Here is a 19,761-nt window from a genome sequence, read left to right on the forward strand (position 1 = left end):
AACCTAAGCAGTTGGCGTAATTGTTGTGCTCTGATTACCTGCTCAGCGACATTAACCGGACAGAGGTCAGACTAATCATACACCTCATCGCAGCGGCTGGCGCAAAGGGTTAAAAAATTCACATTCTGTACAGCAAGTGACCTGCTACACTGCTTCAACACTACCACTCAGAAGGCAACTCACTATGACAGACAATACTTATCAGCCCGCGAAAGTCTGGACGTGGGATAAATCCGCTGGCGGCGCGTTCGCCAATATCAATCGCCCGGTTTCTGGTCCGACGCATGAAAAAACGCTGCCGGTGGGCAAACATCCATTGCAACTTTATTCGCTGGGAACGCCGAACGGTCAGAAAGTAACGATTATGCTTGAGGAGCTGCTGGCACTGGGCGTTACTGGTGCAGAGTACGACGCCTGGCTGATTCGCATTGGCGATGGCGATCAATTCTCCAGCGGCTTTGTCGAAGTGAACCCGAATTCGAAGATCCCGGCATTGCGCGATCATACCCATAATCCGCCGATCCGCGTGTTTGAGTCAGGCTCGATTCTGCTTTATCTGGCGGAGAAATTTGGCTACTTCTTGCCGCAGGATCTGGCAAAGCGTACTGAAACGATGAGCTGGCTGTTCTGGTTACAGGGCGCGGCACCGTTCCTCGGCGGTGGTTTTGGTCACTTTTACCATTACGCGCCGGTGAAAATTGAGTACGCCATCAACCGCTTTACTATGGAAGCCAAGCGCCTTCTCGACGTGCTGGATAAGCAACTGGCGCAGCATAAGTTTGTTGCGGGCGATGAGTACACCATTGCGGATATGGCGATTTGGCCATGGTTTGGCAATGTGGTGTTAGGCGGCGTATATGACGCCGCAGAGTTTCTTGATGCGGGCAGTTATAAGCATGTACAACGCTGGGCGAAAGAAGTGGGCGAACGTCCGGCAGTGAAGCGTGGGCGTATTGTTAACCGCATCAACGGACCGCTGAACGAGCAGTTGCATGAGCGCCATGACGCCAGTGATTTCGAGACAAATACGGAAGATAAGCGTCAGGGGTAATGGTTAGCGTTCGTCGCAGCAAGCCATCCAGACCAATGTAGGCCGGATAAGGCGTTCACGCCGCATCCGGCAATCAGGCACAATGCCTGATGCGACGCTGCCGCGTCTTATCAGGCCTACGAAAGCATCCGGCTTTAATCATCACGCGCTGGTAATGTCGTAATCCATTTGGCGCAGTGCGTCTAATGTGGCTTTGGCTTCGTCTTCATCGATAATGCTCATGGCAAATCCGACGTGTACCAGTACCCACTGGCCCAGCAGATCGGCAGGGTTACCTTCACAAATCAGGGCGATATTCACGTCGCGCTTGATACCACATACTTCAACCTGCGCAAGCTGGTGAATATCTTCACCGACAGCCAGCACCTGGCCTGGAACGCCAATACACATTGTTAACTCCGGTTATTCAACTTCAATACTTTTGACGATTAGCGAATCGCCGGTATCGACACGCAACCGCTCGCCGTGACAGATCGGACACTGCGCATCGTGCTGATGAATCTCCACCACCTGGCTGCAATCCCAACACCAGGCCTGGGCGGGTTTATAGACGATATGTAAATCGCACCCTTGCGCTACCGTTCCGTGGCAGACAATTTCAAAACTAAAACGGACGGCGCTCTCCTCAACGCAGGAGAGTGCACCAATTTCCAGCCACACGGCGGTGACGCGCTTAACATCGTGCTGCTCCGCCTGCCGTTGGATAATTTCAACGGCGCTCTGGCAAAGCGACAACTCATGCATTTTCGCCACTCCTGCGGCCAAATAGCAGGGCACGACGCCCTGCGTGTGGTACATCCGGATTGGTGACTGGCAGCGAAAGGATCATTCGGGCGCAGTCATCCGTCAGCCGTTGGCCCTCTTCAATCGACATGCTGTGCGAAAGCGGCGACATCAGCGAGCAGGAGAGGTATTGCGAAACACCGTCCAGTTCACCAACAGTAAAGGTCATAGTGCCATACGGCAGTTGCAGACCAATTTTTTCACTCACTTTGCGCAGCGGCCAGAGTTGATCCGGGCCGGGGAAGATAACTGCACTCAGCATCCACGGGGTGATCACACACCCCGTCCACTGACCTTCGAACAGCGTAAAGTCAGAAACATACACCGGCATTGAAGGATGCAGAAAAGAGAGATCATGCATCGAACGCCGGGCAATTTCTTCAAAAGCTGCCTGTACTTGCACCTTCGGGGAGGTCTGGAAACCTGCTATCTCTTCAGTCATGAGTCGCCTCCCGTGGGATAGCTTCCACGCCTGATTCGCGCAGCGCAGCCAGAACCTGCTCAAGCGCAGGTTCAATCATCGCTTCGACCGTCGGCGTCAAACCGATGTGTGGCTCCAGTGATTCCGGGATCACGCCGACCAGGGTCAGCTTTTTCGGAAACTCGCCGGTGAAGCGCAGGGCCGACAATACGTCGGCCAGGCCAAGCTGATGCGGAGAGATTTTGTTGGTAAACAACGCCGGAACTTCTTCATCCCGCAGGATCATCATCGTTCCCGGTGCGTTCTTTTTTGACACAATGGCATCCGCAATAATCAGATGATCGCGATTTGCCATGTCACCAAGCAGCTCCATTCCCGCCGTGCCGCCATCGAGGATCTCAACATAATCCGGCAGAATGTATCGTTGCTCTAACGCTTCAACAATCCGCACACCGATGGCTTCATCGGTCAGCAAAATATTGCCGACCCCTAAGACTAAAATACGCATTACAGAACCTTCACTGAAACCACTTCGTTGCCGTCGGCATCCACTACGTGTACCGCACAGGCCATGCACGGGTCGAAGGAGTGAATGGTACGCACCACTTCCAGCGGTTTATTCGGATCGGCAACCGGTGTACCCACCAGCGACTGCTCGTAAGGACCGACGTCATCATTGAAGTTACGCGGGCCAGAGTTCCAGGTTGATGGAACAACCGCCTGGTAGTTACTGATAATACCGTCTTTGATCACCATCCAGTGAGAGAGCATACCGCGCGGTGCTTCGAGGAAGCCTACGCCTTTGAACTCACCCGTTGCCGGAATGTTCGGCTTCACAAAGGTGGTGTGATCGCCTTTGCCGATATTGGTGATCAGTGCACTGTATTGATTTTGCAGGATATCCTGCAATTCACAGCAGTGAACGGTACGACCAATAATACGGCCCAGCGTGGAGTGCAGCTGCGCCACTTCCAGCGTGTTGCCAGTCAGTTTCTGATAAATCGCAACGATTTCATTCAGTTTGTTCTGGGTAGACTCGCGTCCTGCCGCCAGTTTCACCAGCATGTTAGCCAGCGGACCCACTTCTACCGTTTTGCCGTAGAAAGTCGGTGATTTCACCCAGGAATATTTACCGTCGTCAGACCAACCATCATAAGCCGGAATGGTGGTACCTTCCCACGGTGCCTGCGGCGCTTCGTCTTTATACCAGGAGTGCTTCGCGCTTTCCTGAATCCCTTTGATCAGGTATTCATCGGAATGAGAAGTGATCGGACGATACGAGGACAGATCCGCATTCTCAATGTAGCCGCCCGGGAACAGGAAGCTGCCATTTTTACTGTCGGTCGGGAATTCCGGCACGCTCAGGTAGTTCACCGCACCTTTACCGCGCGTCAGCCATTCCGGGTAGAACGCAGCGATAACTGCAGTATCAACCTTGTAAACCTGCTCAACAAAGTCGCTCAGCTTGTCGATGAAGGACTTGATGTACATCAGGCGCTCAAGGTTCAGCACACCCAGACCGTCGAGGTTGATCGGGTTCGCGACACCACCTACCGCCAGGTTCTGAATATGCGGCGTTTTACCGCCCAGCAGCGCCACAACGCGGTTAGCGTCACGCTGGCACTCCAGCGCCTGCAGGTAGTGCGCTACCGCAATCAGGTTCACTTCCGGCGGCAGTTTCATTGCCGGGTGACCCCAGTAGCCATTGGCGAAAATACCCAACTGACCGCTGGCAACCAGATCTTTGATCTTGTTCTGAACTTTGGTGAACTCTTCCGGGCTGTTCAGATGCCAGGTCGAAACGCCTTTCAGCATTTCGGAGGCTTTGGCTGGATCAGCTTGCAGTGCAGAAGTGATGTCCACCCAGTCCAGCGCCGAAAGCTGATAGAAATGAACAATATGGTCATGCGTGGTGTGCGCAGCCAGAATGATGTTACGGATGTATTGCGCGTTAACCGGAACGTCGATATTCAGCGCACTTTCTGCCGCACGAACGGAAGACAGCGCGTGAGTGGTAGTACATACGCCACAGATACGTTGCACAATCATCCATGCATCGCGCGGATCGCGGTTTTTCACGATCTCTTCCATGCCGCGCCACATGGTACCGGAAGCCCATGCTTTCGAAACGACGCCATTTTCGATTTCGCAATCGATGCGTAAATGCCCTTCAATACGGGTTACCGGATCAATAGTAATTCTCTGGCTCATGCTTTGCTCGCCTCATGACGATTATGATCGTTTTGTTTTAAAGGAGGAAGTATCGGCAGTAGACGAATGAGTACGATATAAGCGCAAATCTCAATAGCCACAAAACCAATAGAAATCAACAGTTCTTCCCAGGTCGGGAAGTAGGCGTAACCGCCACCCGGGTTGAATGCCACCAGCGAATAGGTCAGACGCCAGGTTGCACAACCTAACAGTGCACTCAGTGCTGACAGAAACAGCATGCGGGAATCATTACGCAACTTCGCCACACGCAGAACGACCAGCGGGAAGAGCATCAGCAGGACTTCAATCCAGAACATCACGGAGTAGAAGTCACCGGCAAACGCTAACGACAGCTTGTCGCGATAGATAAGCTCGCCAAAGCGCAGCACGATGAAAATCGCCAGCAACACACTGATGGTATTGGTCAGCTTAACGAACAGACTCTTTTCATCCGGACCGTTGCCACGCAGACCCGCCTGCACCAACGAACCTTCAAAGATGACAATCGAGAAGCCCATGATGAACGCCGTCAGCAGCGAGAACAGCGGCAACATTTCATAGCTTTGCCACAGCGGATGCACCTTGTAGCCCGCCGAGATCATCAGCGATCCCATTGAAGACTGGTGCATAGTTGGCAGCAGCGCACCAAGCGCGATGATAAAGAACATCACCTTGTTCAGACGTTTGAGTGACAGCTTCCAGCCCAGACGTTCAAACAATGCCGGAGCAAACTCCAGTGCCATCACACCGATGTAGATGGTCATACAGACCGCCGTCTCGAACAGTACCGAGTTCACGTTGAAGTGACCCGGAATGTAGAAGTACGGCAGGTTCCAGTAGCGACCCACGTCGATAGTGATCGACAAGCCACCCAGTGAATAACCAAACAGACTCGCCAACAGCGCCGGACGCACCAGCGGATGGTATTGCCCACGGTTAAAGACGTATACTGCCCACGCCAGCGCCCAGCCGCCACAGGCAAAGCCGGTACCGATCAGCAGGTCAAACGCGATCCACACGCCCCACGGGAAGCCGCCGTTCAGGTCGGAGACAGAGCCCAGACCGAACACCAGACGCTTCACAATCAGGAGCATACAGATGACGATTAACGGTCCAAAAATCATGACCGGTTTACTGATGATTTTGCCGCCCAGCGGTTGTGGATCATGACTCATGATCGTCTCCTCCGTCGTGATGGTCGTTTTTAGTGTTGCGACGAACCAGCACGGTTAAGCCCGCCAGCACAGCCAGTGGTAGCATCATGCCTTTATACAGGGTGTGTTGGACATGTTCGGAACGCGCACCAGTAGAAAGATCGTCCAGTTTCGGCAGGTCGAGATTTTCATAAGGCACACCCGTCAGTACCAGAACCTGAGTACCGCCGCCCTCTTTCTCGCCGTACAGATGCGGATAATATTTCGGCACCGTATGCAGGTAAGTGTCGCCAGATTTCAGCGTCTGACGCGGATAGTGGTATTCGCTGCCCGGCTTCAGCGCCAGACGTTTTTTCGCCTCCGCCATCAGCTCTTCACGCGTACCAAAAATCACCGCGCCCGCCGGGCACACTTCTACGCAGCCAGGCAGACCGCCTTTATCGAGACGTTCCACACCTTTCTGGTTGCACAACTCGCACTTATGCAGCGCACCAAACGGGTTGTTGTAGTCGTACTTCGGCACGTTGTATGGGCAGGCGACCATGCAGTAACGGCAGCCGGTGCACACATCTTTGTCGTAATGGACAATGCCGGTTTTCGGATCTTTTTTCAGCGCAGAGACCGGGCACACAGAGACACAGTTCGGATCGACGCAGTGCATACACTGTTTCTTAATGTACGCGTAGCCATTCTCCTCCTGGTCTTTGTTGACCCCTGTGCCGCTGGTCCACACCTGAATGATGTTATTGGTATACGGCGACAGTTTGTCGTTGTTCGACCAGGTCTGTTCCCCTTGCGGGTTACGTTCAGGGAAGTTGATATCCTGACACTTGGTGACGCAAGCCTGGCAGCCTACGCACAAGGTCGAGTCGTACAACATCCCCAGCGATCCCGGAATTGGCGGGCGGTTTTCAGCAGCCGCATGACTGACAGACGGCAGCGCGCCCGTCAGCAATGCCCCGCAGGAGGCTGCTTTAATAAAATTACGTCTGTTCACGGTTATTCTCCCCGTGAGTCAGCGTTATCTTTCTTTTGCTGACGACCCAGTTCACGCACCGCCATCACGCTGACACCGGCAACCAGCCCAACCACTCCGCCGAGCAAACCAATAGCGCCTGCCGAGACGTTGCCGCCTTCTTTAGCGTTAACGTCCGGTTTCTGTGAACGCGGAGTCTGGTTTTCGACGTTGGCAAGCTGATGGATGCCTTTATGGAAGCCGATACCTTCTTCGTTACAGCCATAGCACGGGTGACCAATCGCTACCGGCCACACGCCGCCAACATCGCAGAATTGCAGCGTTGAGCAGTTGCCGTAAGTTTCTGGCCCTTTACAGCCGAGGTGGTACAGGCACCAGCCTTCGCGGTGACCTTCATCACCGAACTCTTTGGCAAAACGACCAGCATCGAAGTGCGGGCGACGTTCACAGTGTTCGTGAATCAGACGACCATAGGCGAAAGTCGGACGGTTTTTGTCATCCAGTTTCGGCGGTTTGCCGTAAGTGATGATGTGCGCAACGGTCGCGAGGAAGTTGTGCGGGTTCGGCGGGCAGCCAGGAATATTGATAACGGTTTTGCCCGGTAGAACTTCTTGCAGGCTGACTGCGCCAGTTGGGTTAACTCCAGCTGCGGCAACACCGCCCCACGCAGAGCAGGAACCGATAGCGATAATGGCTGCTGCGCCTTCCGCCGCTTTGCGGATGTGATCCACAATCGGCTCACCGGCAACCATGCAATAAATACCGTTATCTTTTAATGGGATGGAACCATCCACCACTAACACATACTGCCCTTTGTACTTCTCGAGAGCGTTATGTTTGTTCTCTTCGACCTGATGACCGAAGGCGGCGGAAAGCACTTCGTGATACTCCAGAGAGATAGTCTCCAGCACGAGGTTTTCTACCGTTGGATGCGTTGCACGAAGCAGAGATTCCGTACAACCGGTGCACTCCTGCGCGCCAATCCAGATAACTGGCGGACGCTGCGGGTTAGTAACCGATTCGGCCATCTCTGCAGCGGCTTTGCTACTTAACCCCATGGTGGCGGCTAATGCTGCACAAAGCTTCATGAAATCACGACGGTTAATGCCGTGAGAATGGATGAGGGTGTTATCTCCAGTCATTTATAGTTATTCCGTTGCGAAGACCTGGCATATATTTTGCCTCAATCGCAAAATCAATAATGCGATCGATGCGCCATTTACCACACATTTATTATGGTTATCGATATCATGATACTGCGGCGGGGCACTAAAACGAAGGGAAGAAGCATTAGTGTAATTAATTAAAGCAAGATAATACGTATGTTTGATCAATTTTCTAGGCGATAACCGGCCATAAAAAAGCGCAACGTAGAACAGGAATTATTCTCACGAAAGAAATCCATTACCATCTCTTTATCCAGTCCATAACGGCGCGTCAGAATACCCGCTTCCCAGGCGCTAAGCTGGCGATCTCCGGTCTTTTCGTACATCCGGTGTGAGTAGCCTAATACAAAACCGCGTTTATAATCGGCACAGAATTTTGTCACATTAACCGCACTGTCGGCATGCGTTGCTTTTAATCCCGCCATTAAGCCTTTACCAAAATGGTTATTCATCGTTCACCTCATTCGCTATATATTGTCATATATAGCGATATTTTAGGCAAAGAACGACATTTGCGCACGCTATTTTTTCATGCTTGTTTAAGACGTAATCCTGTAAGAGATAAACCCATCAGGAGAGATATTTATCGAACCATTTCAGCGTCCTTTGCCAGGCAAGATCGGCGGCAGATTTGTCATAACGGGGCGTGGAATCATTATGGAATCCGTGATTAACCCCCGGATATATATACGCCTCATAGACCTTATTATTGGCTTTCAACGCCGCCTCGTAAGCGGGCCAGCCCTCGTTGATTCGGCTATCCAGTTCAGCGTAGTGGAGCAGTAAAGGCGCTTCAATCTTCGCCACATCGGCAGTGGGTGCCTGACGCTTGCGGATAGCGTTGCATAAACTCAATTGCGGCAAAGAAATCATTCATCAGTTTGGTTGGATCAACCTGCTGTTGCAGTTCGCGGCCTTTATCATCGTTACCAGGATAGCCACCTACTGAGCTTAAACCGTCTGGCGCCAGGGCGATGTACCCTTCCTTCGCCACTCGCCGCGTCACATCTTCGATATACGGATTCAGCCCTCGATTCTCATGCACCACTACCACGGCTGGCGTTTTACCGCTCATTTTTGCGGGCTTCACCAGATAACCCCGTACCTCGCCGTGACCATTTGGCGAGGGATACGTGATGTACTCTGCAACAATTTCCGGGTCAGTAAACTCTACCTGAGTCGCCAGCGCATAATTTGGCTTGAGCAAATCAAACAGCGCTAATGCCGTCATCCCGCCCACCGCATACTTCGCCGCAAGGTTGAGGAACTCACGTTTCGAGATTTTCCCGTGAGCGTAATAGTCGTAGTAATCCAGCAACTCTTGTGGGAAAGCTTTGGCAGTTAAACGCGGCATCGTTGCACTCCTCAACTGGTGTTTTTTTAAGCAAAGCATAAGCGCGTGTTTTTGCCCAGTTTTTCGTCACTCTGTGAGCCAGACTACGGGATACGCGCTGGCGAATCGCTAAACTAGAAACATTGTTTCGAAATTGAACGATGGAAAGGAGAGGTCATGGTCTGGTTAGCGAATCCCGAACGTTACGGGCAGATGCAGTACCGCTATTGCGGAAAAAGTGGTTTACGCCTGCCCGCGTTATCGCTCGGTTTATGGCACAATTTCGGTCACGTTAACGCGCTGGAATCACAGCGTGCGATCCTGCGTAAAGCGTTTGATTTAGGCATTACGCACTTTGATTTAGCCAACAACTACGGGCCGCCTCCAGGAAGCGCAGAAGAGAACTTTGGTCGCCTGCTGCGCGAGGATTTTGCCGCTTATCGCGATGAACTGATTATCTCTACCAAAGCCGGATACGATATGTGGCCCGGCCCATACGGCTCTGGCGGCTCACGTAAATACCTGCTCGCCAGCCTCGACCAAAGCCTGAAGCGTATGGGGCTTGAGTATGTCGATATCTTTTACTCTCATCGCGTCGATGAAAATACGCCGATGGAAGAAACCGCCTCTGCGCTGGCTCATGCTGTACAAAGCGGTAAGGCGCTGTATGTCGGGATCTCCTCTTACTCGCCAGAGCGGACGCAAAAAATGGTCGAGTTGCTGCGCGAGTGGAAAATTCCGCTGTTAATTCATCAACCTTCGTACAATTTACTGAACCGCTGGGTGGATAAAAGCGGCCTGCTGGATACCCTGCAAAATAACGGCGTGGGCTGCATTGCCTTTACTCCACTGGCACAGGGATTGCTGACCGGAAAATATCTCAACGGTATTCCGCAAGATTCACGGATGCATCGTGAAGGGAATAAAGTTCGTGGTCTGACGCCGAAAATGCTCACCGAAGCCAACCTCAACAGCCTGCGGTTATTGAATGAAATGGCACAGCAGCGTGGACAATCAATGGCGCAAATGGCGTTAAGCTGGTTGCTGAAAGATGATCGCGTGACGTCGGTATTGATTGGTGCCAGCCGCGCGGAGCAACTTGAGGAGAACGTGCAGGCGCTGAATAATCTGACATTTAGCACCGAGGAGCTGGCGCAGATTGATCAGCATATCGCCGATGGCGAGCTGAATCTGTGGCAGGCGTCTTCCGATAAATGACCTGTTAATAACGGGCGCGAGAACCGCGCCCGAATCAGATCAGTGATTATGACGAGTCAGTCGGTCAAGATAGCCCATCACAAATGCAGAGAGCACAAACGTCAGATGGATAATGACGTACCACATCAGTTTGTTATCCGGGACATTTTTCGCATCCATAAAGACGCGCAGTAAGTGAATGGAAGAAATTGCCACAATCGACGCTGCTACTTTGTTTTTCAGCGACGTTGCATCCATTTTCCCCAGCCAGTTCAGCTTCTCTTTGTTCTCGGAGATATCCAGTTGTGAGACGAAATTCTCGTAACCGGAAAACATCACCATCACCAGCAAACCGCCAACCAGCGTCATATCCACCAGCGACAGCAACACGAGGATCAAATCTGATTCCGCCATCGAGAAGATATTCGGCAGTACGTGAATAATCTCCTGGAAGAACTTCAGCGCCAGGGCAACTAACGCCAGCGAAAGGCCAAAGTACACGGGGGCAAGCAGCCAGCGAGAAGCATACATTGCATTTTCAAGAAAACGTTCCATACATTCCTGTCGTGTAGTTAAAACGAGCAACAGTATATCGCAATTAAGTAAACAGCACGCAACAGCAAATCAACATATACGTTAAACCTTTGTCGCATAATTCTGAGGGTTAGGGATCTTCCTGGTTCCCTTATCAACGCATCGAGAGCGTCTACCCTTAAAGGACGTTGAACCTGAAGGGAGAAAAATGATGTCTCATTTAAAAGACCCGACCACGCAGTATTACACTGGTGAATATCCCAAACAGAAACAACCGACGCCAGGCATCCAGGCGAAGATGACACCGGTACCGGATTGCGGCGAGAAAACCTATGTTGGTAGCGGTCGCCTGAAAGATCGTAAAGCACTGGTGACAGGGGGCGATTCCGGAATCGGTCGCGCTGCCGCCATTGCTTACGCGCGTGAAGGGGCTGACGTGGCGATCAGTTATCTTCCCGTGGAAGAAGAAGACGCTCAGGATGTGAAAAAGATCATTGAAGAATGCGGACGCAAAGCCGTTCTGCTGCCAGGCGATTTAAGCGATGAGAAATTCGCCCGTTCGCTGGTTCACGAAGCACACAAGGCGTTAGGCGGGCTGGATATTATGGCGCTGGTAGCCGGGAAACAGGTTGCCATTCCTGATATTGCAGACCTCACCAGCGAACAGTTTCAAAAGACCTTTGCCATTAACGTTTTCGCGTTGTTCTGGCTAACCCAGGAAGCGATCCCCCTGCTACCGAAAGGTGCAAGTATCATCACCACTTCCTCAATCCAGGCATACCAGCCAAGCCCGCATTTACTGGACTATGCGGCTACGAAGGCGGCAATTCTGAACTACAGCCGTGGCCTGGCAAAACAGGTCGCGGAGAAAGGTATTCGTGTGAATATTGTCGCACCGGGCCCGATCTGGACAGCACTGCAAATTTCCGGCGGGCAAACGCAGGATAAAATCCCGCAGTTTGGTCAGAAAACGCCGATGAAGCGTGCGGGGCAACCGGCGGAACTGGCCCCTGTATATGTTTATCTGGCAAGTCAGGAGTCGAGCTACGTCACCGCAGAAGTGCATGGCGTGTGCGGCGGCGAGCATTTAGGCTAAAAAAATGCCCGGTTGTGAAAAGCAACCGGGCATCATTTTTATTTCGCTTTGGCAGTTTCTTCGCCGACCAGACCTATCTTCAGGTAACCCGCCTGATGCAGCGTATCCATTACCTTCATCAACGTCTCGTAATCGACGGTTTTGTCCGCTCGGAAGAAGATGGTGGTGTCTTTCTTGCCTTCGGTTAACGCATTCAACGCCGTAATCATTGTTTCATCGGTGACCGGATCGTTACCGATAAACATCGAGTTGTCTGCCTTCACCGACAGATAAACCGGTTTTTCCGGGCGCGGCTGCGGCGTGCTGGTAGAAGCAGGCAAATTCACCTTCACATCTACCGTCGCTAACGGTGCCGCCACCATAAAGATAATCAGCAAAACCAACATCACGTCGATAAACGGCGTCACGTTGATATCATGCATTTCGCCGTTATCGTCGAGGTTTTCGTTAAGATGCATCGCCATCGGACATTATCCTGCGCGTAATTTTTGTGCGACACGAACCGGATGTGCAGCGGCGCTGGCTTCCAGATCCAGGTCACGGCTTTGCAGCAACAATACCTGCGCTGCAACATCACCCAGCATCGCTTTAAAGCCGCCAATCTGGCGTGCAAATACGTTATAGATAACGACCGCAGGAATCGCTGCCACGAGGCCGATTGCCGTTGCTAACAGAGCTTCTGCAATACCCGGCGCAACGACTGCCAGGTTAGTGGTCTGCGTTTGCGCGATACCAATAAAGCTGTTCATGATGCCCCAGACCGTACCAAACAGACCAACGAACGGCGAAATCGCGCCGATGGTTGCCAGATAGCCGTTACCACGGCCCATTTGACGACCTACTGCGGCGACCCGACGCTCCAGACGGAAGCTGGTACGTTCTTTAATACCTTCGTTATCGTCGCTGCCTTCTGACAGTTCCAGCTCATTCTGCGCTTCATTGAGCAAATGCAGGCTCAAGCTTTTGCTACCAAAATCAGCGGCGATATCGTTGGCCTGGTTTAAGGAACGCGCTTCAGCCAGCAATTGCTGCTCGCGCTTAAGACGACGCTTCTGATTGAAGAACTCCACGCTCTTACTGAAGAAGATTGCCCAGGTGACTACGGAGGCCAAAATAAGCCCAATCATCACGCACTTAACGACAATATCGGCGTGCTGATACATACCCCAGACGGAGAGGTCCGTCTGCATTAAATTATTACCCACTGTGTATCTCCAGGACGCAAGTCACAAAATCTGTGCATAATAATATCAAAACGACGTCGAATTGATAGTCGTTCTCATTACTATTTGCATACTGCCGTACCTTTGCTTTCTTTTCCTTGCGTTTACGCAGTAAAAAAGTCACCAGCACGCCATTTGCGAAAATTTTCTGCTTTATGCCAATTCTTCAGGATGCGCCCGCGAATATTCATGCTAGTTTAGACATCCAGACGTATAAAAACAGGAATCCCGACATGGCGGACAAAAAGCTTGATACTCAACTGGTGAATGCAGGACGCAGCAAAAAATACACGCTCGGTGCGGTAAATAGCGTGATTCAGCGCGCGTCTTCGCTGGTCTTTGACAGTGTAGAAGCCAAAAAACACGCGACACGTAATCGCGCCAATGGCGAGTTGTTCTATGGACGGCGTGGAACGTTAACCCATTTCTCCTTACAAGAAGCGATGTGCGAACTGGAAGGTGGCGCAGGTTGCGCGCTGTTTCCTTGCGGGGCGGCAGCGGTTGCCAATTCCATTCTTGCTTTTGTCGAACAGGGCGATCATGTGTTGATGACCAACACCGCCTATGAACCGAGTCAGGATTTCTGTAGCAAAATCCTCAGCAAACTGGGCGTAACGACATCGTGGTTTGATCCGCTGATTGGTGCCGATATCGTTAAGCATCTGCAGCCAAACACTAAAATCGTGTTTCTGGAATCGCCAGGTTCCATCACCATGGAAGTCCACGATGTTCCGGCGATTGTTGCCGCCGTACGCAGTGTGGTCCCGGATGCCATCATTATGATCGACAACACCTGGGCAGCCGGTGTGCTGTTTAAGGCGCTGGATTTTGGCATCGATGTTTCTATTCAAGCCGCCACCAAATATCTGGTTGGGCATTCAGATGCGATGATTGGCACTGCGGTGTGCAATGCCCGTTGCTGGGAGCAGCTGCGAGAGAATGCCTATCTGATGGGCCAGATGGTCGATGCCGATACCGCCTATATAACCAGCCGTGGCCTGCGCACATTAGGTGTGCGTTTGCGCCAACATCATGAAAGCAGTCTGAAAGTGGCTGAATGGCTGGCAGAACATCCCCAAGTAGCGCGAGTTAACCACCCTGCTCTGCCTGGCAGTAAAGGATACGAATTCTGGAAACGAGACTTTACAGGCAGCAGCGGGCTATTTTCCTTTGTGCTTAAGAAAAAACTCAATGATGAAGAGCTGGCGAACTATCTGGATAACTTCAGTTTATTCAGCATGGCCTACTCGTGGGGCGGGTATGAATCGTTGATCCTGGCAAATCAACCAGAACATATCGCCGCCATTCGCCCACAAGGCGAAATCGATTTTAGCGGGACCTTGATTCGCCTGCATATTGGTCTGGAAGATGTCGACGATCTGATTGCCGATCTGGACGCCGGTTTTGCGCGAATTGTATAACATTGCCACTTTTGGACAATTTTGCAGACATTTTATTGTGAAAAGTCTTAAATTGTTGCGTCCGGGATCAAGGCGTCCCGGACGATTCAGGAGTACAATAGGCAGATAAAGGCTTAAACGCTGTTCCACAGGAAAGTCCATGGCTGTTATTCAAGATATCATCGCTGCGCTCTGGCAACACGACTTTGCCGCGCTGGCGGACCCTCATATTGTTAGCGTTGTTTACTTTGTTATGTTTGCCACGCTGTTTTTAGAAAACGGCTTGCTGCCCGCCTCATTTTTGCCAGGCGACAGCTTGTTGATACTGGCTGGCGCATTGATTGCCCAGGGGGTTATGGATTTTCTGCCTACGATTGCGATTCTGACCGCCGCAGCAAGTCTGGGCTGCTGGCTAAGTTATATTCAGGGGCGCTGGTTAGGGAATACCAAAACGGTGAAAGGCTGGCTGGCACAGCTTCCTGCTAAATATCACCAGCGCGCCACCTGCATGTTTGACCGCCACGGTCTGCTGGCGCTGCTGGCTGGACGTTTTCTTGCATTTGTCCGTACGCTGCTGCCAACCATGGCGGGAATTTCCGGTCTGCCAAACCGCCGCTTCCAGTTTTTCAACTGGTTAAGCGGATTGCTGTGGGTCAGCGTGGTAACCAGTTTCGGCTATGCCTTAAGTATGATTCCGTTCGTTAAACGCCATGAAGATCAGGTAATGACGTTCCTGATGATCCTGCCAATTGCCTTGTTAACCGCTGGCTTGTTGGGTACGCTGTTTGTGGTGATTAAAAAAAAATACTGTAACGCCTGACGATTTTCCCCGTTCCCGGTTGCTGTACCGGGAACGTATTTAATTCCCCTGCATCGCCCGCATTCTTGCCGCATCTTCTCCCGGCGTCACACCGAAGTAACGTTTAAACTCACGGCTAAATTGCGATGCGCTTTCATAGCCGACGCGCATCGCCGCCGCGCTGGCCTTCATGCCGTCGTGGATGATCATCATCCGCGCCTTATGCAGACGGTAATTCTTCAAATACTGCAACGGCGAGGTGCTGGTGACAGACTTAAAATTATGGTGGAACGCCGATACGCTCATGTTGGCTTCTGCCGCCAGTTGCTCGACGCTCAGGTTTTCGGTGTATTTATTCTCAATCCGTTTCAGCACGCGACTAATCAGGCTGAAGTGAGTCTGGCGGCTGACCAGTGCCAGTAACGCGCCGCCGCAAGGTCCGGTCAGCACGTAGTACAGAATTTCGCGGATAATCTGTTTGCCGAGAATGCGCGCATCCAGCGGTCGCTCCATCACATCCAGTAACCGCTCTGCCGCGCATAAAATCTCTTCTGATAACGTGGCGGAGTTAATACCGCTGGCTGCCATTGACGGCTGAAAATGTTCATCTTCGCCAATGTCCATCAACAGTTCCTGTAACTGCAAAATATCGACATTGAGACGCAACCCTGCCAGCGGCACCTCTGACGTGGCATAGGTTTCGCACTCAAACGGCAACGGCACCGTCAGCAGGAGATATTCATTAGCGTCATAACGAAACACGCGTTCATTGATATAACCGATTTTATGTCCGGAAAAGAGAATTATGATGCCAGGCTCGTACATCACCGGTGTGCGTGCGAAAGGCGTCTCGCCATACAACAAACGCACATCGGGCAACAGCTCTGACAAACTATTTTCTTTATTTTTCAGGCTATTAACTTTATCCGCCAGCAAGCGGCAAATCTCTTCACGTTTCATATCGCGTAATTTCTTAGGAATAATGCGGCAATTTGATTGTGCGCAATTTTGTAGCATTTCTCCAGCACTCTGGAGAAATAGGCAAGACATTGGCAGAAATGAGCATTGAGAGGTACGGCGCTGGCGACCACAATGAAAAACATCAGGCAGACCGATCTCTGCCCTCATATTGACCCAGCAAAGGGAGCAAGTAATGAACAACTTTAATCTGCACACCCCAACCCGCATTCTGTTTGGTAAAGGCGCAATCGCTGGTTTACGCGAACAAATTCCTCACGATGCTCGCGTATTGATTACCTACGGCGGCGGCAGCGTGAAAAAAACCGGCGTTCTCGATCAAGTTCTGGATGCCCTGAAAGGCATGGACGTACTGGAATTTGGCGGTATTGAGCCAAACCCGGCTTATGAAACGCTGATGAACGCCGTGAAACTGGTTCGCGAACAGAAAGTGACGTTCCTGCTGGCGGTTGGCGGCGGTTCTGTACTGGACGGCACCAAATTTATCGCCGCAGCGGCTAACTATCCGGAAAATATCGATCCGTGGCACATTCTGCAAACGGGCGGTAAAGAGATTAAAAGCGCCATCCCGATGGGCTGTGTGCTGACGCTGCCAGCAACCGGTTCAGAATCCAACGCAGGCGCGGTGATCTCCCGTAAAACCACAGGCGACAAGCAGGCGTTCCATTCTGCCCATGTTCAGCCCGTATTTGCCGTGCTCGATCCGGTTTATACCTACACCCTGCCGCCGCGTCAGGTGGCTAACGGCGTAGTGGACGCCTTTGTACACACCGTGGAACAGTATGTTACCAAACCGGTTGATGCCAAAATTCAGGACCGTTTCGCAGAAGGCATTTTGCTGACGCTGATCGAAGATGGTCCGAAAGCCCTGAAAGAGCCAGAAAATTACGATGTGCGCGCCAACGTCATGTGGGCGGCGACTCAGGCGCTGAACGGTTTGATCGGCGCTGGCGTACCGCAGGACTGGGCAACGCATATGCTGGGCCACGAACTGACTGCGATGCACGGTCTGGATCACGCGCAAACACTGGCTATCGTCCTGCCTGCACTGTGGAATGAAAAACGCGATACCAAGCGCGCTAAGCTGCTGCAATATGCTGAACGCGTCTGGAATATCACTGAAGGTTCAGACGATGAGCGTATTGACTCCGCGATTGCCGCAACCCGCAATTTCTTTGAGCAATTAGGCGTGCCGACCCACCTCTCCGACTACGGTCTGGACGGCAGCTCCATCCCGGCTTTGCTGAAAAAACTGGAAGAGCACGGCATGACCCAACTGGGCGAAAATCATGACATTACGCTGGATGTCAGCCGCCGTATATACGAAGCCGCCCGCTAAGCTTTTTACGCCTCAAACTTTCGTTTTCGGGCATTTCGTCCAGACTTAAGTTCACAACACCTCACCGGAGCCTGCTCCGGTGAGTTCATATAAAGGAGGAACGTATGGCTAATCCAACCGTTATTAAGCTACAGGATGGCAATGTCATGCCCCAGCTGGGACTGGGCGTCTGGCAAGCAAGTAATGAGGAAGTAATCACCGCCATTCAAAAAGCGTTAGAAGTGGGTTATCGCTCGATTGATACCGCCGCGGCCTACAAGAACGAAGAAGGTGTCGGCAATGCCCTGAAAAATGCCTCAGTCAACAGAGAAGAACTGTTCATCACCACTAAGCTGTGGAACGACGACCACAAGCGCCCCCGCGAAGCCCTGCTCGACAGCCTGAAAAAACTCCAGCTTGATTATATCGACCTCTACTTAATGCACTGGCCCGTTCCCGCTATCGACCATTATGTCGAAGCATGGAAAGGCATGATCGAATTGCAAAAAGAGGGATTAATCAAAAGCATCGGCGTGTGCAACTTCCAGATCCATCACCTGCAACGCCTGATTGATGAAACTGGCGTGACGCCTGTGATAAACCAGATCGAACTTCACCCGCTGATGCAACAACGCCAGCTACATGCCTGGAACGCGACACACAAAATCCAGACCGAATCCTGGAGCCCATTAGCGCAAGGAGGGAAAGGCGTTTTCGATCAGAAAGTCATTCGCGATCTGGCAGATAAATACGGCAAAACACCTGCGCAGATTGTTATCCGCTGGCATCTGGATAGCGGCCTGGTGGTGATCCCAAAATCGGTCACTCCTTCACGCATTGTCGAAAACTTTGATGTCTGGGATTTCCGTCTCGACAAAGACGAACTTGGCGAAATTGCAAAACTCGATCAGGGCAAGCGTCTCGGTCCCGATCCTGACCAGTTCGGCGGCTAACGTGCAAATTATCCCGGTGGCGGTAATGTTCCGCTACCGGACTTTTCAGAAATCATTTATTCCCCTCGCGTCCCGCCCGTTGCTACTCTTCCTTGTTCAGGAATGCCAAATATAAGGACATCATCATGCAGAGCCGGAAGCTCTTAAAAGAACAACCCATCTATATCCGGGATAAATGCAACGGAGAGGTGAAAAACAGATGAAAATAATACTTCTGTTTTTAGCAGCCCTGGCAAGTTTTACCGTACACGCACAGCCCCCCTCACAGACCGTAGAACAAACAGTCCGGCATATTTATCAGAACTATAAATCAGATGCCACTGCCCCTTATTTTGGTGAAACCGGAGAGCGGGCGATAACATCTGCGCGTATTCAACAGGCGCTTACCCTGAACGACAATCTTACGCTGCCGGGCAATATTGGCTGGCTGGATTATGATCCGGTTTGTGATTGTCAGGATTTTGGCGATCTGGTGTTAGAAAGCGTAGCGATAACCCAAACTGACGCCGATCATGCCGATGCCATTGTGCGCTTTCGTATCTTTCAAGACGATAAAGAAAAGACCTCGCAGACACTGAAAATGGTGGCGGAAAGTGGTCGTTGGGTCATTGACGATATTGTCAGCAATCATGGCAGCGTCTTACAAGCGGTTAATAGCGAGAATGAAAAAACGCTGGCCGCTATAGCTTCGTTGCAAAAAGAACAGCCGGAAGCCTTTGTTGCCGAACTCTTTGAACATATTGCTGATTATAGCTGGCCGTGGACGTGGGTGGTTTCCGACTCTTACCGCCAGGCGGTCAATGCCTTCTATAAAACCACCTTCAAGACGGCCAACAATCCCGATGAAGATATGCAAATAGAACGGCAATTTATTTACGACAATCCGATCTGTTTTGGCGAAGAGTCGTTATTTTCACGCGTTGATGAAATTCGAGTCCTGGAGAAAACCACCGATTCCGCCCGCATTCATGTTCGTTTTACGCTGACCAATGGCAACAACGAAGAGCAAGAACTGATTTTACAGCGGCGCGAAGGTAAGTGGGAAATCGCTGATTTTATCCGCCCAAACAGCGGCAGCCTACTTAAGCAGATTGAGGCAAAAACCGCCGCCAGATTAAAACAATGAGCTGAATTAAATAACAATTAGCCGGAACAATAAATAAAAGGG

At 51.6% G+C, this 19,761-nt stretch carries 21 protein-coding genes and 1 pseudogene; 8 read left to right on the forward strand and 14 right to left on the reverse strand.

The genetic code is table 11. The features are described from left to right. Positions 1-184: 184 nt before the first annotated feature. The gene (yghU, locus tag ACJHYO_RS02030; RefSeq protein ID WP_001331683.1) at positions 185-1,051 is read left to right on the forward strand and encodes a glutathione-dependent disulfide-bond oxidoreductase; all 867 of its coding nucleotides are present in this window, start codon (positions 185-187) and stop codon (positions 1,049-1,051) included. A 141-nt stretch (positions 1,052-1,192) separates the two neighbouring features. Here the strand turns inward: yghU and hybG are convergent, their stop codons facing one another. The 10 genes and pseudogenes from hybG to ACJHYO_RS02080 form a co-directional block, all read right to left on the reverse strand. Next, a complete protein-coding gene (hybG, locus tag ACJHYO_RS02035; protein WP_000334896.1) occupies positions 1,193-1,441 on the reverse strand; it encodes a hydrogenase maturation factor HybG in 249 nt (82 codons plus the stop codon). 12 nt (positions 1,442-1,453) lie between these two features. Beyond that, positions 1,454-1,795 carry a hydrogenase maturation nickel metallochaperone HypA gene (gene hypA, locus ACJHYO_RS02040; protein ID WP_000544952.1) on the reverse strand — a complete coding sequence of 114 codons (342 nt, stop codon included), beginning with the start codon at positions 1,793-1,795 and terminating at the stop codon, positions 1,454-1,456. Next, on the reverse strand, positions 1,788-2,276 hold the full coding sequence (gene hybE, locus ACJHYO_RS02045; protein WP_000134031.1) for a hydrogenase-2 assembly chaperone: 489 nt from the start codon (positions 2,274-2,276) through the stop codon (positions 1,788-1,790). The genes hypA and hybE overlap by 8 nt, the downstream gene beginning before the upstream one ends. Beyond that, entirely contained in the window at positions 2,269-2,763 is a 495-nt protein-coding gene (locus tag ACJHYO_RS02050; RefSeq protein ID WP_001221940.1) for a HyaD/HybD family hydrogenase maturation endopeptidase, read from the reverse strand. The genes hybE and ACJHYO_RS02050 overlap by 8 nt, the downstream gene beginning before the upstream one ends. Further along, entirely contained in the window at positions 2,763-4,466 is a 1,704-nt protein-coding gene (gene hybC / locus ACJHYO_RS02055) for a hydrogenase 2 large subunit (protein ID WP_000083050.1), read from the reverse strand. The genes ACJHYO_RS02050 and hybC overlap by 1 nt, the downstream gene beginning before the upstream one ends. Next, positions 4,463-5,641, reverse strand: a complete 1,179-nt coding sequence (gene hybB, locus ACJHYO_RS02060; RefSeq protein WP_000017687.1) for a Ni/Fe-hydrogenase cytochrome b subunit — start codon at positions 5,639-5,641, stop codon at positions 4,463-4,465. Before hybB ends, hybC begins: the two co-directional genes overlap by 4 nt. Further along, the gene (gene hybA / locus ACJHYO_RS02065) at positions 5,631-6,617 is read right to left on the reverse strand and encodes a hydrogenase 2 operon protein HybA (protein WP_001081868.1); all 987 of its coding nucleotides are present in this window, start codon (positions 6,615-6,617) and stop codon (positions 5,631-5,633) included. Before hybA ends, hybB begins: the two co-directional genes overlap by 11 nt. 2 nt (positions 6,618-6,619) lie before the next feature. Next, entirely contained in the window at positions 6,620-7,738 is a 1,119-nt protein-coding gene (hybO, locus tag ACJHYO_RS02070) for a hydrogenase 2 small subunit (protein ID WP_000145410.1), read from the reverse strand. Between the two features lie 188 nt (positions 7,739-7,926). Continuing rightward, on the reverse strand, positions 7,927-8,214 hold the full coding sequence (yghW, locus tag ACJHYO_RS02075; RefSeq protein WP_001059136.1) for a DUF2623 family protein YghW: 288 nt from the start codon (positions 8,212-8,214) through the stop codon (positions 7,927-7,929). Between the two features lie 118 nt (positions 8,215-8,332). Next, a pseudogene (locus ACJHYO_RS02080) lies at positions 8,333-9,116 on the reverse strand (dienelactone hydrolase family protein). A 156-nt stretch (positions 9,117-9,272) separates the two neighbouring features. On the opposite strand from ACJHYO_RS02080, the gene gpr reads away from it, so the two are divergent. Then, the gene (gene gpr / locus ACJHYO_RS02085; protein ID WP_000262171.1) at positions 9,273-10,313 is read left to right on the forward strand and encodes an L-glyceraldehyde 3-phosphate reductase; all 1,041 of its coding nucleotides are present in this window, start codon (positions 9,273-9,275) and stop codon (positions 10,311-10,313) included. A gap of 39 nt (positions 10,314-10,352) precedes the next feature. On the opposite strand, the gene ACJHYO_RS02090 is transcribed toward gpr, so the two are convergent. Beyond that, positions 10,353-10,847, reverse strand: coding sequence for a TIGR00645 family protein (locus tag ACJHYO_RS02090; protein ID WP_000439331.1), 495 nt, complete (start codon positions 10,845-10,847; stop codon positions 10,353-10,355). 190 nt (positions 10,848-11,037) lie between these two features. Between ACJHYO_RS02090 and yghA the strand changes: the two genes are divergently transcribed. Continuing rightward, complete coding sequence (gene yghA, locus ACJHYO_RS02095) at positions 11,038-11,922, forward strand: NADP(+)-dependent aldehyde reductase (RefSeq protein ID WP_000018758.1); 885 nt, start codon at positions 11,038-11,040, stop codon at positions 11,920-11,922. Between the two features lie 38 nt (positions 11,923-11,960). Here the strand turns inward: yghA and exbD are convergent, their stop codons facing one another. Further along, positions 11,961-12,386: a TonB system transport protein ExbD gene (gene exbD / locus ACJHYO_RS02100; RefSeq protein ID WP_001240712.1), complete on the reverse strand. Its 426-nt coding sequence runs from the start codon at positions 12,384-12,386 to the stop codon at positions 11,961-11,963. A gap of 6 nt (positions 12,387-12,392) precedes the next feature. Then, positions 12,393-13,127, reverse strand: coding sequence for a tol-pal system-associated acyl-CoA thioesterase (gene exbB, locus ACJHYO_RS02105; RefSeq protein ID WP_000527844.1), 735 nt, complete (start codon positions 13,125-13,127; stop codon positions 12,393-12,395). A gap of 251 nt (positions 13,128-13,378) precedes the next feature. Here exbB and metC point away from each other — a divergent pair, with 251 nt between their 5' ends. Both metC and yghB read left to right on the forward strand, forming a co-directional pair. Then, positions 13,379-14,566, forward strand: a complete 1,188-nt coding sequence (gene metC / locus ACJHYO_RS02110; protein WP_001683298.1) for a cystathionine beta-lyase — start codon at positions 13,379-13,381, stop codon at positions 14,564-14,566. Between the two features lie 139 nt (positions 14,567-14,705). Next, on the forward strand, positions 14,706-15,365 hold the full coding sequence (gene yghB, locus ACJHYO_RS02115) for a DedA family general envelope maintenance protein YghB (RefSeq protein ID WP_000268419.1): 660 nt from the start codon (positions 14,706-14,708) through the stop codon (positions 15,363-15,365). A gap of 39 nt (positions 15,366-15,404) precedes the next feature. On the opposite strand, the gene yqhC is transcribed toward yghB, so the two are convergent. Then, positions 15,405-16,304, reverse strand: coding sequence for a DNA-binding transcriptional regulator YqhC (gene yqhC / locus ACJHYO_RS02120; protein ID WP_139815377.1), 900 nt, complete (start codon positions 16,302-16,304; stop codon positions 15,405-15,407). A gap of 193 nt (positions 16,305-16,497) precedes the next feature. Here yqhC and yqhD point away from each other — a divergent pair, with 193 nt between their 5' ends. From yqhD to ACJHYO_RS02135, 3 genes are all read left to right on the forward strand, one after another. Further along, the gene (gene yqhD / locus ACJHYO_RS02125) at positions 16,498-17,661 is read left to right on the forward strand and encodes an alcohol dehydrogenase (protein WP_085455534.1); all 1,164 of its coding nucleotides are present in this window, start codon (positions 16,498-16,500) and stop codon (positions 17,659-17,661) included. Positions 17,662-17,765: 104 nt separating this feature from the next. Beyond that, positions 17,766-18,593 carry a 2,5-didehydrogluconate reductase DkgA gene (gene dkgA / locus ACJHYO_RS02130; RefSeq protein ID WP_000013163.1) on the forward strand — a complete coding sequence of 276 codons (828 nt, stop codon included), beginning with the start codon at positions 17,766-17,768 and terminating at the stop codon, positions 18,591-18,593. A 199-nt stretch (positions 18,594-18,792) separates the two neighbouring features. Next, positions 18,793-19,719 (forward strand): YbjP/YqhG family protein, encoded by a 927-nt coding sequence (locus tag ACJHYO_RS02135; protein WP_000691613.1) that lies wholly within the window; start codon positions 18,793-18,795, stop codon positions 19,717-19,719. Positions 19,720-19,761: the final 42 nt, after the last annotated feature.

This window comes from Escherichia sp. WS1118 (assembly GCF_046487695.1).
Classification (GTDB): Bacteria; Pseudomonadota; Gammaproteobacteria; order Enterobacterales; family Enterobacteriaceae; genus Escherichia; species Escherichia coli.

Coding starts and splice junctions, on each gene's coding strand:
- yghU (WP_001331683.1), top strand. CDS start 185: ATGACAGACAATACTTATCAGCCCGCGAAAGTCTGGACGTGGGATAAA.
- hybG (WP_000334896.1), bottom strand. CDS start 1,441: ATGTGTATTGGCGTTCCAGGCCAGGTGCTGGCTGTCGGTGAAGATATT.
- hypA (WP_000544952.1), bottom strand. CDS start 1,795: ATGCATGAGTTGTCGCTTTGCCAGAGCGCCGTTGAAATTATCCAACGG.
- hybE (WP_000134031.1), bottom strand. CDS start 2,276: ATGACTGAAGAGATAGCAGGTTTCCAGACCTCCCCGAAGGTGCAAGTA.
- ACJHYO_RS02050 (WP_001221940.1), bottom strand. CDS start 2,763: ATGCGTATTTTAGTCTTAGGGGTCGGCAATATTTTGCTGACCGATGAA.
- hybC (WP_000083050.1), bottom strand. CDS start 4,466: ATGAGCCAGAGAATTACTATTGATCCGGTAACCCGTATTGAAGGGCAT.
- hybB (WP_000017687.1), bottom strand. CDS start 5,641: ATGAGTCATGATCCACAACCGCTGGGCGGCAAAATCATCAGTAAACCG.
- hybO (WP_000145410.1), bottom strand. CDS start 7,738: ATGACTGGAGATAACACCCTCATCCATTCTCACGGCATTAACCGTCGT.
- yghW (WP_001059136.1), bottom strand. CDS start 8,214: ATGAATAACCATTTTGGTAAAGGCTTAATGGCGGGATTAAAAGCAACG.
- gpr (WP_000262171.1), top strand. CDS start 9,273: ATGGTCTGGTTAGCGAATCCCGAACGTTACGGGCAGATGCAGTACCGC.
- ACJHYO_RS02090 (WP_000439331.1), bottom strand. CDS start 10,847: ATGGAACGTTTTCTTGAAAATGCAATGTATGCTTCTCGCTGGCTGCTT.
- yghA (WP_000018758.1), top strand. CDS start 11,038: ATGTCTCATTTAAAAGACCCGACCACGCAGTATTACACTGGTGAATAT.
- exbD (WP_001240712.1), bottom strand. CDS start 12,386: ATGGCGATGCATCTTAACGAAAACCTCGACGATAACGGCGAAATGCAT.
- metC (WP_001683298.1), top strand. CDS start 13,379: ATGGCGGACAAAAAGCTTGATACTCAACTGGTGAATGCAGGACGCAGC.
- yghB (WP_000268419.1), top strand. CDS start 14,706: ATGGCTGTTATTCAAGATATCATCGCTGCGCTCTGGCAACACGACTTT.
- yqhC (WP_139815377.1), bottom strand. CDS start 16,304: ATGAAACGTGAAGAGATTTGCCGCTTGCTGGCGGATAAAGTTAATAGC.
- yqhD (WP_085455534.1), top strand. CDS start 16,498: ATGAACAACTTTAATCTGCACACCCCAACCCGCATTCTGTTTGGTAAA.
- dkgA (WP_000013163.1), top strand. CDS start 17,766: ATGGCTAATCCAACCGTTATTAAGCTACAGGATGGCAATGTCATGCCC.
- ACJHYO_RS02135 (WP_000691613.1), top strand. CDS start 18,793: ATGAAAATAATACTTCTGTTTTTAGCAGCCCTGGCAAGTTTTACCGTA.